This window comes from Nostoc sp. NZL, assembly GCF_015714705.1.
GTDB lineage: Bacteria > Cyanobacteriota > Cyanobacteriia > Cyanobacteriales > Nostocaceae > Nostoc > Nostoc foliaceum_A.
Genome location: NZ_WBKL01000114.1, coordinates 1 through 15,830 on the forward strand (window position 1 = coordinate 1; position 15,830 = coordinate 15,830).

The 15,830-nt window shown below is 41.8% G+C and carries 13 protein-coding genes; 4 read left to right on the plus strand and 9 right to left on the minus strand.

From position 1 onward, the window contains the following. The first annotated feature begins 594 nt into the window (after positions 1-594). The 3 genes from F8R90_RS15375 (at position 595) to F8R90_RS15385 (ending at position 2,424) form a co-directional block, all read left to right on the plus strand. Entirely contained in the window at positions 595-1,152 is a 558-nt protein-coding gene (locus F8R90_RS15375) for a hypothetical protein (protein ID WP_196511456.1), read from the plus strand. Continuing rightward, positions 1,094-1,492, plus strand: a complete 399-nt coding sequence (locus F8R90_RS15380) for a hypothetical protein (protein ID WP_196511457.1) — start codon at positions 1,094-1,096, stop codon at positions 1,490-1,492. The genes F8R90_RS15375 and F8R90_RS15380 overlap by 59 nt, the downstream gene beginning before the upstream one ends. Positions 1,493-1,647: 155 nt before the next feature. Next, positions 1,648-2,424 (plus strand): SDR family NAD(P)-dependent oxidoreductase, encoded by a 777-nt coding sequence (locus F8R90_RS15385; RefSeq protein ID WP_196511458.1) that lies wholly within the window; start codon positions 1,648-1,650, stop codon positions 2,422-2,424. A 92-nt stretch (positions 2,425-2,516) separates the two neighbouring features. On the opposite strand, the gene F8R90_RS15390 is transcribed toward F8R90_RS15385, so the two are convergent. The 8 genes from F8R90_RS15390 to F8R90_RS15425 all read right to left on the minus strand — a co-directional run bounded on the left by F8R90_RS15390 (position 2,517) and on the right by F8R90_RS15425 (position 10,507). Beyond that, positions 2,517-3,296: a photosystem II S4 domain protein gene (locus F8R90_RS15390; RefSeq protein WP_196511459.1), complete on the minus strand. Its 780-nt coding sequence runs from the start codon at positions 3,294-3,296 to the stop codon at positions 2,517-2,519. Positions 3,297-3,340: 44 nt separating this feature from the next. Further along, positions 3,341-3,865, minus strand: a complete 525-nt coding sequence (locus F8R90_RS15395; protein WP_196511460.1) for a GNAT family N-acetyltransferase — start codon at positions 3,863-3,865, stop codon at positions 3,341-3,343. Next, entirely contained in the window at positions 3,865-4,371 is a 507-nt protein-coding gene (locus tag F8R90_RS15400; protein ID WP_190899122.1) for a hypothetical protein, read from the minus strand. The genes F8R90_RS15395 and F8R90_RS15400 overlap by 1 nt, the downstream gene beginning before the upstream one ends. Before the next feature lie 231 nt (positions 4,372-4,602). Next, positions 4,603-4,980 carry a hypothetical protein gene (locus tag F8R90_RS15405; RefSeq protein WP_196511461.1) on the minus strand — a complete coding sequence of 126 codons (378 nt, stop codon included), beginning with the start codon at positions 4,978-4,980 and terminating at the stop codon, positions 4,603-4,605. A 180-nt stretch (positions 4,981-5,160) separates the two neighbouring features. Beyond that, entirely contained in the window at positions 5,161-7,350 is a 2,190-nt protein-coding gene (locus F8R90_RS15410; RefSeq protein ID WP_196511462.1) for a TolC family protein, read from the minus strand. Between the two features lie 103 nt (positions 7,351-7,453). Beyond that, the gene (kaiC, locus tag F8R90_RS15415; protein ID WP_196511463.1) at positions 7,454-9,016 is read right to left on the minus strand and encodes a circadian clock protein KaiC; all 1,563 of its coding nucleotides are present in this window, start codon (positions 9,014-9,016) and stop codon (positions 7,454-7,456) included. 78 nt (positions 9,017-9,094) lie between these two features. After that, the gene (gene kaiB / locus F8R90_RS15420) at positions 9,095-9,409 is read right to left on the minus strand and encodes a circadian clock protein KaiB (RefSeq protein ID WP_099099291.1); all 315 of its coding nucleotides are present in this window, start codon (positions 9,407-9,409) and stop codon (positions 9,095-9,097) included. A gap of 516 nt (positions 9,410-9,925) precedes the next feature. Continuing rightward, the gene (locus tag F8R90_RS15425) at positions 9,926-10,507 is read right to left on the minus strand and encodes a KaiA family protein (RefSeq protein WP_196511464.1); all 582 of its coding nucleotides are present in this window, start codon (positions 10,505-10,507) and stop codon (positions 9,926-9,928) included. 659 nt (positions 10,508-11,166) lie between these two features. Here F8R90_RS15425 and F8R90_RS15430 point away from each other — a divergent pair. After that, positions 11,167-14,427 (plus strand): ATP-binding protein, encoded by a 3,261-nt coding sequence (locus tag F8R90_RS15430; protein WP_196511466.1) that lies wholly within the window; start codon positions 11,167-11,169, stop codon positions 14,425-14,427. Positions 14,428-14,498: 71 nt separating this feature from the next. On the opposite strand, the gene F8R90_RS15435 is transcribed toward F8R90_RS15430, so the two are convergent. Beyond that, positions 14,499-15,830 (minus strand): glycosyltransferase (locus tag F8R90_RS15435; protein ID WP_196511465.1); only part of this gene is annotated, 1,332 nt, incomplete at its 5' end.

The window sequence follows — 15,830 nt, forward strand, 5'->3', positions numbered from 1 at the left end:
GGTGCATCTACCATTTATTAATCCGCTTGATTGATTGCCATATCCGGGTAGATTTAAATTGTCTACAAAGTTCTTTTTTTATTTATATATTAAAAATATTAGCAATAAAAAAGCCTTCAGCTTTTGGTTGAAGGCTGTAATTTAATTAAGGTGCATCTACCATTTATTAATCCGCTTGATTGATTGCCATATCCGGGAAAATTTATATTTCTAAGAAAATTTTTTCATTCCCAAATTAAAAAATATCAGTAAAAAAAGCCCCCAACTAAAAGCTGAGGGCTGTGATTTAATTAAGGTGCATCTACTATTTATATATCCGCCTTAGTTATTGCTGCATCAGGAAGAATTGAAAAAAAATGGATGACTGTGTAATTGATTTTCTTAGCTACAAAAGAAGTACTAGTCTCAACGGGAATAACCTGCGGTTTTTGACTAGGTAATCATTGAGTAACTTCACAGTAATTTTACAAATACCCTGAATTTCCCCTAAATACACAAAGTTTCTGTTAATATCTCTGATGCTATATCCGCAATAGTACGAATTTAGTTTATTAGTTGGGTATATGACTATGAAAGTTAAACGCACCCAATTAGATGAAGCGATCGCAATTTCTATTAGCCCTTGCTAGTCTTTGTATTGTCGGGGGAAGCTTTTTTCTGAAAACAAATTTTAGCAGTACTAGCGAAACTAAAATTATCACTGATACATCACGTTACCAAGAAATTCGTAATCAACTATGGTCTGACAATGACCAAATAAAACATTTTCCTAATGAGATTCCTGCTGATGCCAAAGGCGTTCGCATTGCTTACTCACCCGAATTTTTACAAGGAAGTAGTTTTTTTCAAATTAGGTTGAAACAGCCACCAAAAAAAGTAGAACAATTACTTTCACAATACAGAAGTAGTGCAAAGCACAAATATAGGGGTGGTAATACAAACGAACATATAAATCAGCCTAACGGTGTGCCAACAACTTTTTTTTACACCAGTGACTCTCCTACAGAATCTTTCCCAGCTACTTATGAAATCTTGGTATTAAATACAGAGGACAAAGGTAGATCTGGCTTCAAGTGGAATCATGGAGATAGCTATGGTGTCGCTATTAATAGTTCAGCATCAGAAATTATTTATTGGTCTGAAAAATGGTAGTAGCCTTTTAGAAGATGGCTTTATGTTCCATCTCATTCATTTACTGGATCACAAAGATTTGGCTGAAAAACCATTTGATTTCTTTGTTTATCAACAGGAAGGCTATTCGAGAGAGTTACAATCAAGGTGGGGAAATCGAATTAGACGAAGCCAATGGAAGCAGATATTTTCTAACCTCAAGCACTTGGACTCTAGATTTATCTTTGAGTGGTCGTGTAAGGACAGAGAATTACCCGACAAAATCGACTCGTCTATTCAATATACAGATGAAGAAGATTTAAGAATTTCCCATATCGGTGTCGTTGGTGAATTTACATCCATTCCGAAAGTCAATAATTAGGGAAGAAGAAGTTTTGAGTGCAGGCTTATTGCACTCAAAAGTTTATTACTAGATACTGCTTTTACCCTTTTGGACATATCACTTTGGGTAGTTAAAACTTATAGCCAGCATTGCTAAGATTTTAATGGTGCTTAACAATTATCTTAATATGTAGAATGCCAACTGCTTTAATTACTGGTGCCTCTAGTGGTATTGGTAAAGCTTTTGCCCAGGAACTAGCTGCACGCAAGACAAATCTTGTACTCGTTGCTCGTTCTGAAGAGAAACTAAGCCAATTAGCTAAACAGCTACAAGAAGAACACAAAATTCAAGTAGAGGTTATAGTCAAAGACCTCACAGAACCTAATGCAGCATCTGCTGTATTTGATGTCACTAAAGAAAAGGGATTAACCATTGACTTATTAATCAATAATGCTGGTTTTGGTTACTATGGCGACTTTGCTGAAGGGGATGGAGAAAGACAAGTCAAAATCGTACAATTAAATATTTTAGCATTGGTAGATTTAACTCATAAATTTCTACCTTTAATGCGGCAACGTCGTTCTGGAAGTATTATTAACGTATCTTCTATTACTGCATTTCAACCGATACCATACCTTTCTGTTTATGCTGCCAGTAAAGCTTTTATTCTCAGCTTTAGTGAAGCACTATGGGCAGAAAATCGTCAATATGGTGTACGTATTTTAGTTACTTGTCCAGGGCCAATAGAAACAAACTTTTTTGCAGAAGCTAATTTTCCTCCAGCGCTGGCAAGCAGTACAGATAAAGTTTATTCTTGCGAAAAAGTGGTTTGGGAATCTTTAGAGGCTTTGGAAAAAGGCTATCCAACTGTTATTAGTTCTGATAGTAGCACTCAAATTAGAAGCAAATTATCTCGGCTAGTACCCCGCAAACTTTTGCTGAGTATATTAGCAAAACACTTTAAAGTTTAAGTATATAGTTACAAGTTAGGAGTTAGGAATTTGAAGTTAAAAAAAGTGATTAATTTTAAACTCCTAACTCTTCACTCTTAACTCCTCACTTATTACATATATCTTGTTAATTGAACTCGGAAACGGTCTTTTTTTGTAACGGCGATTTCCCCAACTTCTAAACGTCCTTTAGAGCGAATGGCGATTAAGTCGCCTGATTTGACTTGAGAACTAGCTTGGGTAACTTCCTTCCAATTGACGCGGACATCACCAGCATCAATAAAATCAACCATTTTGCTGCGCGACATGCCAAAACCAGCAGATGCGATCGCATCTAATCGCAATGAAGCCTCCACAGTAGTTAATTCTTTTTTCTTGGGTTCCCGAACCCTTAATTCAGTTACCTCAATCTGTTGAGTTTTCACAGGAACCGATCGCACCTGTTTAAGACTCATTTCCAAAAATTCCACCAACTCTGGTGCGACAATCGCCTGCGCCCCCCGTTCTCCCAAGACAATCACATCTCCCGTCTTTTCACGAACAATTCCTGTGCCCAACATTGCGCCTAAAAAGTCGCGGTGAGAGGCAGTATCAAACAGAAAATTACCAGCAATTTCCACAGCCACAAGGCTGACCTGAGATTGATCTAAGGGAAGTTCCGAACGAGCGATCGCTATTCTTTGGCGTTCAGCTTGCGGATATCCACCCCACGTAACTAATTGCACTTCTGTTAATCGATTAAACACCCGTTGAATTTCCGCTAATTCGGGGGGAGATAGAAAATCAGTCAAAACCACTTCCCAAGTTTTGATGGCTTGCTCTGCTTGGTCAATTACACGAGCTACACTATCTCGATTTTCAACACCTTTTAAAAGTTCTTCTCGTGGCAACATTCTTAAAAATTATGAGTTATGAATTGAGAATTAATTAGCTATAACTATCTTGATTCTAACTTTAATTCCCATTTCAGCAGGTTTTCATCCCTAGCAATTTGTTGCATTCCCAGTTTTTCCAAAATGCGAATCGAGGCAACATGATCGTCGGGAGTATGAGCGATAATTCTCTTGAGTTCTTGCTGAGTAAAGGCAAAATCAACCAGTGCTTCTACTGCTTCAAAAGCAAATCCCTGCTGGCGATAAGCTGATAGCACTTCATAACCCATTTCTACAGTTCCTGTTTGATCGGGTTTGCCAATAAAACCCAAATCGCCAATTAAAGTAGAATCGGCAATGTGAATCATTAGCCAGACACCCCAACCTAACTGGGAAGGATCATCTATTAGCATCTGAGCATACATTGGGAAAATATCTAACACCTCAGATCCATACCAATCATCAGGAACCCTTACCCCCAAAAGCTTCTCTATTTGAGATTTATTTCTTGTCACAACGGCTTGCGCCACTTCCAAAGAACAGGGAAGCAACTCAAGTCGCTGTGTCACGATGTGTAAAGTATGATTCATTACACACCACTCGTGTCAGCATAACCTTGGATATTTTCTGGATCAAACTGACGTAATATTCGGGTTGCTTGTCGAGTCAGAGTTTCAGAACCTTGAACGGCAACCAAGTATTTACCCGCATCTAAGCGGTTGCGATAAGGTAAAGCATCACCACTACCTACAAGTAAACCGACTCCGCCACCAACCAACACACCACCCATAGCACCACTAGCAGCACCCAGCAGTCCGCCAACGATGTGATTGCCAACTTCACCCGCCCAGGCAAAAGTATCTAAACCAGTGATGAGGCTGAATGTAAAACCTGCAAAAAAGCCGAATGGTATCAGCCAGGTTGCCATCAGTTGTGCTTGCTTTTTGGCTTGGTCTTTGGGATCAATTAAGCCAAACTCGTCAGCCGTTTTATATCCTTTCCCCAGGATAGTACTGTTTATGCCTTCTTCTTCTAAAGCTAAGTAAGCAGCTTCGGCTTGAATGCGGTCTGGTAATACGGCAACAAGGTAATTCATTGATTTTACAATTTGTCTAATAGAAGTTTTGCCTTAATTAACAGCGTATCAGTCCTGGTCGAATCGATCTTGCATTGGTTAGAAGTTAGGAGTTAAAAGTCTTACTCCCGGACGCTGCAAGGGTTGCGGTTGGGAGTTATTTCTGTATTGAACTCAACTGCAAACCGCGTAGGCTAGCAAGAACCGCAGGCATCGCATAAGTTAAGCACAAGTTAAATGTACATGGGCTGATCATTTTAGCGAATCTAGTGGCTCACAAAAATTGTTCACGCCTTGCTTAAGGACATAAATCAAAACTGGCGTTGCCAAAATCTTAGGAAACGTCGGCATTGATTTTAGACGTTCCATCATCTTTTGAAGTGAAGTATTAAGCAAATCTTCCCGATATTCTTGTTCGCAAATGACCGCCCGCCATTTTCTAGCCAAAGCATCTAACCACTCGGAATTTGCTCTTTCTGGTTGTTGTCCCGCTCGGATAGCTAGCGTCATCGCCGCATCTTCTAAATCTCCATCACAGTCTTCAATCAAATCCAGCGCTTCCATATCGCTGGGATCATCTGCCAATTGAGAGCGAAACTGTGCAATTTCTTGAGATGTTACTTTAGTCATGAGTCTTTGACAAGGCGAGCGATGCCTACGGTGGTAAACTACGGACACTCAGTTATGCTACATCATTTCACAAAAATTGCTGTTACAAATACGTTTTTTTACCAAAAAGCCTCATTCTTCAATGTAATTATTGAAAAATGAGGCTTTTAGAATTTTTAATTGAGAGATGAGTCAGCAGTACTAGCGTAGTGCTCTGAGGGTAACAGACCGTTGTAACTGAGCTAGAGCACGGTTGTAATCCAAAATTGCTGTGACTCGATTACCTTCAGCTCTTGTGAGGTCGTTTTCAGAGTTAATGACATCAGTTTGAGTGCCTACACCAGCTTGGAATCGCAAACGCGCTAAACGTAGAGCTTCCCTAGCTTGTTCTAAAGCAGTATTAGCGGTTTGAACATTCTCCAAACTAGATTGCTGGGTGGAATAGGCTTGTTCTACCTGAAAGCGAATTTGGTTGCGCTGTTCAGCAAATTGAGTTTCTGCGATCGCAATATTAGCTTTTGATTGATCTGCCCTTGCTCTTGCGGCTCCTCCATCATACAAATTTAGGCTTGCCCTAACTCCCAATGAATAACCATCAGTAATACTGACACCATCATCGAACTGATCTAGTAGGTTGTAGCTGGCTACCAAACTAACTTGAGGGCCTAGCTCCCCAAGGGCCTGCCTACGCTGTTGCTCGCTGATATTGCGTTGTGCCAACTGTTGTTGCAGTTCGGGACGATTTTGAAAAGCCAACACAATACTTTGTTCTAGCGATTGGTTCCAAAGACCAGCTAATTGTACAGGGTCAGCGGCACTGATATTCACTGCCTGGGGCAAACTCAACCGAGTTGCTAAACGACGACGGGCTATTGCCTGCTGCGATCTAGCATTAGTCAAATCTTGTTGGGCATTTGCTAAATTCACCTGCGATCGCAACACATCAAACCGCGTACCAACTCCAGCTCGCTCTAAAGCTTCTGCATCGCGCAAACTAGCCTCAGAGTTCTGCACAGCCGACTGGGCAATGCGTACTTGTTCATCTGCTTGTTGCAGATTGTAGTATTCAGTGGCAACATTCAGGCGGATTTCTTCAGATTGGGTTTCTACAGCCAATTCATTGAAACGTACCTGTTCTTCAGCAGCTCTGATGTTAGCTTGCACTCTCCCAGAAGTGTAGATGTTATATGAAAGTTGTGCTTGACCTGAAAAAGATGTACCAGCTTCATCTGGGGATGATATACCCGTCTGTTGTTCTTGGAGTTCCGACGAGAGCTGACTTCCAGCAGACTGACTGCGAGTAACATCCGTACTAACATTAAGAGTGGGTAATAAGGCAGCTTGCGCCTCGCGTAGAGATGCTCGATTGCGTTCTAGCTCCAACAGGGACACCTGTAAATCCCGATTATTACGCCGTGCTAGCTCCAGAGCCTGTGCCAAAGTAATTGGCTGATTTCCCTGAAGTGTCACTTCCTCCGGTTTAGTGGGAAATTGTAAGGGATTTGAGATGGGAATCAGGTTCTCTGGAATTTGCACTGGCCCTGATGGCGCAGGAGTTACGGTGCTTGGCACAGTGGGAGGTTGTACCGAATCCCCAGGTGCAGGAGTTACGGTTCCTGGCACAGTGGGAGTTGGTGTCGAATCTGTTGGAATAGGGGTATTACTCTGGGCTACGCGGCCAACAGCATTTTGTTGTAAGCAGGTGCTTGAGGTCAGTAGCAAAGCAGCTGAGGAATCAGTTTTGCTTTTCCCCAACCCCTGTGGACATCTTTGCGCTGACAACAGTTTCGCTGATCGTGCACCCGTAGCTGAAGTTTGTAAAAAAGTCTGCAACTGAGTAGCAGTATTTATCTTTTGAACCACTGGCTGCTGTGCAGAAGACAGGGAAAAAATTTCTTTTTGGACAGAAGAAGGTTTTGAAGTGTAGTTGGGAACTACTATCTTCTTTGATTCCTGCCCATAAGCGCTTGAATTACTCTGTTTTTGGTTATTTTGAGCAGAACGGCTGACACCAAGCTGTTGGGGAGGATTAGAGGTAGGTGTCAAACTGAAAAATCTACCTTCATCTTTTTTAAGTACTTGTTTTATTGGCACAACAGTATTTCCAGCCGTAAACACTGGAATACTGTTATTACTTAAAGGCTTCATGCTAAGTTTAGTGAAACCAAAAGCAGGTACTAGGGTTGGAACACTAACATCTGCAACGTTAGGCAGTTGCGTATTCGTGATGTCCACAACCAAGTCTTGACCATAAATAGAAGTCAAAACACTAGGAGAAGACGCCAGCTGTACCCCAGGTAGTTTCACAGTACCAGCCCAAGCAGGCTGAGTTGTTAAGACCGCTGCTGTCACACCAGGTAAGAAGCTATGGAATAATTGCTGTCCTTTCACCGCATCCCTCACACGAAAATCAATCTAGCGGCAGAAAACCTTTCTTCACCACAGAATATAGCACGATACTAAATTTAGGAAAGAATATACTACGATACTAAATTTAGGGTTCGGAACTCTGTTTGTCTTCAAAACGTCTAACAATGCGAGAAAGTTCCGCCTTTTCATCGATACTAACGCGAGTAGGAGCACCGCTGATAATCCGTTCGTAGTTTCGGAAAGAATCTTTAATATCGGGGCCATCCGCAGTGATATTATACTCGCGAATCCCCTTATCATGCCAAGACCCGCGCATTTTAAATACGTTAATTGCCCGCGACATTTCTCCACGAATTTCTACGTACTGTAACATCAGAATTGTATCGGTAATCGTGGAAATATGAGAGTCAGTAATTGAATGCGCTCCCAGAAATTGGTCAGTTGTGTTAGTAAAGAAACCAGTAATTTCTTCTTGTTTAGCATAACCTGTCACACCAATTACAAACTGCCTAAATGCATTATTGCTTACTCCTCTCGCTAGTGCTGATAGAGAGTCAATGGCGATCCGAGCTGGTTTGAAGACGGCAATTTCTGATTTAATAATTTGTAAATGATCTTCTAAACCAGTTGATTCTGGATAAGTGCAAATTATTTTGAGTAAACCTTGATGTTCTAATTCTTCAAAATCAATTCCCCAAGAGGAAGCATTACGAGATAGTTGGGCACGTGATTCTTCATAAGCAAATAATATTGCCTGTTCTCCATTAAGGCAGCCATCTTGAATAAACTTACTGACTAACAGCGTTTTACCAGTACCTGTGGCTCCTGTTGCCAAAATAATCGAATCTTTAAAGAAACCACCACCGCACATTTCATCTAAGATTTTGACACCAGAAGATACCCTGACATTAGAAGACCGTTGAGTTAAGCGCATTGCTCCCAGCGGGAAGATATTAACTCCTTCATTAGTAATCGTGAAGGGATACTCGCCTTTCATATGAGTTGTGCCGCGCAACTTGAGAATTTCAATTGTGCGACGGCGGCGTTCTCCTTCTAAAACGTTGCGAACAATTACTACATTATCGGAAACAAATTCTTCTACTCCAAAAGAGGCAACAGGCCCATATTCTTCACTACGTTCAGTGGTAATTACAGTTGTAACACTTAGTAGTTTCAAGCGTGCTACCAAGCGAAAAATCTCGCGTCGCACTACTCCCATCGCTTCATACTGCTGAAATACCGCTGTTATTGAGTCGATTGAAACTCGTTTAGCTTTGTATTTGCGAATGGCATATTGCAGACGTTCAATGAGTGCAGAAAGGTCAAAATTTCCAACGATATCTTGACCTTCTGGATCTGGAGATGCATCAAGAATAAACAACTTGCCTTCTTCTATTAGACGTGGCAAGTTCCAACCAAAAACATGGGCATTTTTAATAATATCACTGGGTGATTCTTCAAAAGTAACAAATACTCCTGCTTCATCAAAGTAGGTGATACCGTTATAGAGAAACTGAAGAGAGAATAAAGTTTTACCTGTACCAGATGTGCCGCTGATCAAGGTAGTTCTACCAATTGGTAAACCACCATGACTAATATCGTCAAACCCTTCGATCATCGTGCGAATTTTTTCTACACCCCCAATTTTCGGTGGTTGCTTTGGTTCTAATTGCTCGTTTTCACTCATTGCTTGATAACAAAAGGGTATTAAAAACTGTTTTTTTATGACTAAAAGTTTGTACTCAATTTCTTTATGATTAAAATTTTACTCTTCAAAGTCTTCCTCACTCAGTTCTTCATAGAGTAAATCTAATCCAATCAAGACTCTTTCTCTATCTGAAAGATCCCCAATAATTTTGCGAACGGGTGGAGGCAAAATTTTAGATAATGTTGGCGTTGCCAATATTTTATCTTCTTCCGCCAGTTGCGGACTTTTCAGTACATCGATCACTTTTAAAGCATAAACGCCTTCAAACTCCTGTTCTAAAATATCTTTGAGCGTTTTTAATGCCCGGACTGAATTAGGGGTATTCCCTGCTACGTAAAGCTTGAGAACGTAGGTTTTTCTGGCTTTATTCATATACTTAATGGCTAGTTATGCTTATAGAAATACAAGATGCGTTTGCCCTTGGCGTTGGCGCAGCTATCGCGCATTGGGAGTCATTAACAGCGGTAGCTTATTCCAAGTTGAACATTGTTCAGGAGGCAGTTATGACTGAAGTAACCGACGTTTAAAAGCATGGGACTTAGGTTGTAGACAATGCCAGTTATTCCACTTGGGATGCATCTCAGACGCTCTCTAAGAGGCGGTGCTCGTAGCTTGCTTCTCCCGTGGACGCAGACTCTCTAATGCTGGGCTATGTGCGGCATCGTCTCTTCTCCCAAAGAAAGAGGCTAGACCTACCGTAGGATGGCCGTACCCCTACAGGGAAGCTAGCTACGCGTAGCGTCTCCTTAGAAGACCACGCTGGCTACGAATGTCTATCGCGCGATGCGTCTCGATCCAATTCTGCTTTATTAAACTGGCTTTTATATCCAAAACTAAAATTTTCATTCATAATTCTTTCCTCATGCCTTCTCCAATAAATTAAAGCTTTTATTTATAAATCGAATTCCTATAGACTTCGCAAAGGTGAGCCAGGATATCTATCAACGTTAGGCGGTAATCAAGTAACGTTTCATTGCTCCTTCCTTCTAATTTTAGCTGGTTAGAAAATTCTTCAATTACCTCCATGTGGATTTCGATGATTTGGGGCACAGGAATATTAGCATAAAATATAGTATTGATAAATTTATCAATTTTTTCTTGGAGTGTTTTGTCTGTGGTAAAGTAATTTATAAGGATTAGACTGTAATCTGATTTAAGCTGTCTTAATAATGCTTGTCTTTCTGGTGGAGTCATCTCCTGAAAGTTCTGTTGGCTTTTTTGGGTGTGACTGGCAAATACATAGATGTACTTGTCAGTGTATGCCTTATTTGGAGTTTGTTGCAGCCAATTTGGTAAATAGTTGATTTTTCCAGAGGGAGTTGCAGCAACAGGTAGGTAGCAAAATTGGGCAATAATCGCGTCAATAACTTTCCAGACCCACGTGCTCAAACCTTTTTCGTTGTCTAAGTCAACTGGATTATTTAAACATTTGTTAATATCAGGTTGCAGAATCAATATCGGTAATAACATTTATTCTTGAATATATCTCCTTGATCGCCCTGAGCAAAAAACGTGGGCTGATAAGTTTGGGTAACATTGCTAGGGTAATACTGGGTGTGCAGTAAAATGGTGATTAAAACCCAAAATAACGCTCTGTGTTAGCAGATAGTGCTAGCCACTCAACAACAGAGTACAGCAACTGAGTAATAAGACTTAGGCGGTTTTTGATGATGAGGTCTCTGTCAAAATAGCAAGACACACTAGCTAACTTATTATTTGCATATCTATGTATGTAAATAGATAGATTTTTTTATTTTGCTCCTTGATAAGATACTTAAACGAACTTAAAGGTTTGTCGCTTTCCAAATCATTATAATTCCTCAAGGTTCTAAAGCGAATCTTTGGGGCCATAATTGTTTTAGCTGTCGCTATCGATGAGGAGTTTAAATACCAGTAAGACACTGGGGAGGCTAGTTGCTAGAAATTAGAAACGTCGCCTCTGGGAAAAATGCACTCGTCCGCAAGCAAGTGTCCGTGAGGGGAAATCCCGTTGTTTTAATGGCGTTGAAATAACCAGAGTTGCTTATATGAGTCTTCTTAGAGGATATGGCTTCAGGCGAAAAGACCATCAACAATTGGCAGATGGAAATGCCGGAGGTTTCCACAGGAAGAATGACCCCAAAAGCCCTATGTTAATGCTAGATTACCCGCTTTATGACTTTCAGGCAACCGTACCTAGCTGCCCCCAAACAAGTTCTCTGGCAGTGGTGTTGGAGATTTTTGAGCAAGAGCAGTGCGATCGCTTGGTAGTAGTGAATCAACAGCAATGCCCCATAGGGTTGCTGTATTCTGCCCGTTTAATCCAAAAATTATTAGCACATTGTGACAATAAAAATCTAAATTTACAGCAATCACTCTCTACCTGGGGTCAAGGTCTCATTGAGCCAATACAGACAATATCAGCTTCTGAACGTGTAGAGCAATTAAGATTGCATTTGTGTTATCCACAAGCCGAAAAACACCAGAACTTAGATTGGGCACTGATTGATTCTAATGGTCAATATTTGGGGCTGCTGGATAGTTCACGTCTGTTGCGATTGTTGGCTAAGGAACGGATGGCTGGGTTACAAAGCTCAGGCATCCAGAGTCCGTCTGGTGAGCATCGCCATGAGTACGATGCTGGTATGCAGATACCAAATAACCCCAGGTCGTTGGGGCATCAGCCACTAATACAGTTGCTAGAAAGACTGCCTTGGCCTTTGATGTTGCAAACGGGTACTGGCGAAGTGGTCGCCCGAAATCCCGCCTGGTGGCAGCAATTAGGAGCATTGAAAGATCCAGAAGGAGTTAGGCAACAGGTGGAAGCAATACTTGTCCCTAACCGCTCCGAAAAACCAGAATATGCCGCCCAACGAGCAATCAAGGTTCAGCCCAATGGTAGGGAAAATGAGCATGGTGGTGAAGAAAAACTGACTCAGCAAGAAGCATCTGGTGATGCTGTATACAGTCGGTGCTATTTGGATAGTCAGGTGGGTACTTGTACCTGCGTTGTCGAAGTGCAAAATGGTCAGGAGCGAATCTGGCAGTTTGCCAAAATTCCCTTAGATAGTCCTGAGTTTAAAGTTATGAGTGCTGAGTCTGAGGTTGTACTCAGCAATGATTTGTGGTTAGTTTTAGCTACTGATGTCACTGAACAGCAACAGCTTTGCAAAGAACTAGCAGCGAAGAATGCCGATTTAATTCAACTAAATCGGTTGAAGGACGAATTTTTAGCTTGTATTAGTCATGAACTCAAAACTCCCCTAACTGCCGTTCTGGGATTATCGCGATTGCTGGTGGATCAGCAGTTGGGAGAACTCAACGAGCGTCAAGCCCGCTATGCCGGACTGATTCATCAAAGCGGACGGCATCTGATGAGTGTGGTTAACGACATTTTAGATTTGACCCGCATGGAAACGGGACAAATGGATTTGACGCTAACGCCAGTAAAAATTAGTGCTGTGTGCGATCGCGCCCTATCGGAAGCCAAAGCCATCCATACTCAAACCACCAAAGCTACATCTCAAACTCAACAAAACGCTCGTTCATCTGCTCCCCAATTCTGCCTTTCCATTGAACTAGGCTTAGACCAAATAGTGGCAGATGAGCTGCGCTTGCGCCAGATGTTAGTACATCTACTTTCCAACGCCTTTAAATTCACCGAAATATCTGGCGAAATTGGGCTGCGCGTGAGTCGTTGGGAAGGATGGATTGCCTTTACAGTTTGGGATACAGGCATTGGCATTCCTGAACACCAGCAACACTTAATTTTTCAAAAATTCCAACAACTAGAAAATCCCCTCACCCGCCAATTTGAAGGCACTGGTTTGGGGTTGGTATTAACTCGCGCCTTGGCTCGTCTCCACGGAGGAGATGTCAGCTTCTTATCTCGTGAAGGAAAAGGTAGCCAGTTTACACTACTTCTACCACCCAGTCCCCCGAAAACAGGCTTTTCTGAACCAGATATGGGAATCGGAGAAGACGAGGAGACACGATACCAACCGACACGGGAAAACCCCACAGCAGCTCGTCAGCAAGTTAGTACGTCCACACAGCATCATCCTGCTAGTTCGCAACGGTTGGTCTTGGTAGTAGAGGCAGTAGCCCGATATATTGAAGACTTGACCGAACAACTCAAAGGTTTAGGATATCGGGTTGTGATTGCGCGATCAGGGACAGAAGCAGTCGAAAAAGCTCGGCGCTTGCAACCAATAGCAATATTTTTGAATCCGTTACTACCCCTGCTATCAGGCTGGGATGTGCTGACTTTACTAAAATCTGACACCGCAACCCGTCATATATCTGTAATTGTGACAGCGACGGGAGCCGAAAAGGAACAAGCATTTGCTAACCGAGCCGATGGTTTCTTAAGCTTGCCAGTAGAGCATCAGGTATTAGCACCAGTTTTAGAAAAATTATGTACTGCACAAGCAGTTCCGCAGCAAGGGTTAAACAACAGCGCCATTATCCCAACTAAAACCCCACTGCGAATTCTCAGGTTGGTGAATCCCCAGTTGGAATCGGTCAATCCCCACCCCTCACTTAGAGAACACCGGGTGATTGAAGTAGATGACCTAGATCAGGCAGAACTTTTAGCACGGGTATGGCAATTTGATGTCATTTTGCTAGATGTCGAAAGTACCACCGCCCAAATGTATCTGCAACAACTAATTCAGCACTCGCGTTTGGCGGCAATACCACTGGTTACTTGCGATGTTGCAACTACCTTAATAGCTTCTAAAATACCAGGGCTATCTGTATTTCCTTACTTAACACCATTTGCTAAAGACAACAGCAGTCGTACTGAGAAAACAGATGCTTTACTATCTGTACTGCAAATTGCTTCTGGTATTTGCTGCCCTCCTAACATTTTGGTAGTGGATTTAACAATGCTGCGTGATTTTCCCCAGGTAAGACGCAAGCAAGTTAAGGGTTATCGGACAGCAAAAAATTGCTCAATTAGTAGTGAAACTGCTGAACGGGGGTCTGAGTGGTTCCAAGCTTTAATTCAGTACCTACAAACAGCAGGTTTCAAAGCGGCGATGAGTCCCTGTTGGGCAGAAGTGTTACAACAAATTCGCCACCAAAGCGTTGACTTACTGCTAATTTGTTTAGGAGAATCCGCTATCCACAAAGACGTGCTCAAAGCACTGAAGACATTGGGAGATTCACCTTTAAAGTTACCACCAATTTTGGTACTGAATCAGCGATTAAATCGCCCAGAAACCAGTTTCCAGCCTGGGGTAGCTTATAAAGAAATTGACAAGCAGAAGAAGAATGGTTTGGCATCGATCGAAACTGTTGTTGGTGCGATCGCTACCCAAATATTACCGCGATCGATATCAATGGAAGACCTATTAAACCAGATCAATCAAGCATTAGCTGTCAATGGTTACAATGAAAAATGTTAATTAATGGGGTCATTAGTCATTAGTCATTAGTCATAGGTTATCTACAAAGGACTAATGACTATTTAATACTTTTATGATATGTCTATTTTTTGATTTTTCTTTTTCTTAAAAGGAACTCGAACCAAGTTGTAAGCACCCTTGGTTGATAAACTCTTGTAATCATCTGGCTGTAAGTCCATTTGTAAAAACTTTTTCTGTTCAGCCAACAGCAGCAGTGAGGGAGGTTGTAGTCCTTTGGCAGCTTGGTTTTGAATATGCTCTATAGCCTCTTGGGGAAATCTTAAATAATTGACGTGGATGTTGCTGTAAAATACTACACTAGGCTTTTTGAAGCCAAGCATAATCAATTCTTCATTTGGTTGTTTTGCTTCTAAAATGACCGCAGATAATTCCCTTAAGGGTAATTGACGTTCTCGATCTATAAAGAACGAAGCAGGGGTTAACACAAAAATTAAGAATGCTACAAACCCTAGTAAATTAATGCCGATAACGTAATTCCATTGGCGACTTAATAAGAAACCCGCAACTAAAACGGCACAAACTAGCCACATTACACCGGCTATTACTGGTAAACCAGATTGTTGAATTAGTTCGTGGAAGTTGCTTATAGCTGGATCAGTACCTAATATGTGGGTTATGTTAAATAGTGCTGTTGCCAGAACTGATAAAAACACTACATTCACCCAACCACTCACTCGGAGAAAAGAGGGGGAGACGGGAGGAGTGGGAAAGGAGGAAACAGGAATTGTTTGCCTAGCCTCTGTATCTTGGAAAAAGTCGCTCCACAACAGGGCTATCAGGATGGCTGCTGCTGGCATCAAAGGCAATACGTAGCTAGGGAGTTTGGTGACAGCAATGCTGAAAAAACCAAAAATGCTAGCAAACCAAAACCAAGCAAATAAACCAAACTGCTGAAAACGTTCAAGGGATCGCCAGTGTGATCGCTGCCAAAACTTTAGTCTTACTATAGAGAGTGGTAAATACACTGAGTAGGGCGCAAAACCCAGCAGCACTACTAAAAAGTAAAAATACCAAGGTGCTGAGTGACCATTAACGACTTCTGTAAAGCGTTCCAGGTTGTGATAACCAAAAAAGGCATTAATATAATTCCAGCCATTGCGCCAAATTACTAAAGCAAACCACGGCACTGATAAACCTAAAATTATCAATACACCCACGAGAAGGCGCATTTCCCGCAACACCTCTCGAAATTTTCCCACATAAAGCAAAAAGGCGGCAACAATTAGCCCTGGTAAAACAATTCCCACTGGCCCTTTACTCAAAATTGCCCCAGCAATCAGCACATAAAAAGCTAAGTACCACTTATTAGGGAATAGGGCATGGGGCATTGGGGATTGGGCATTGGTTATTCTTTCTCCCCCTGCTTCCCCTGCTCCCCCCAC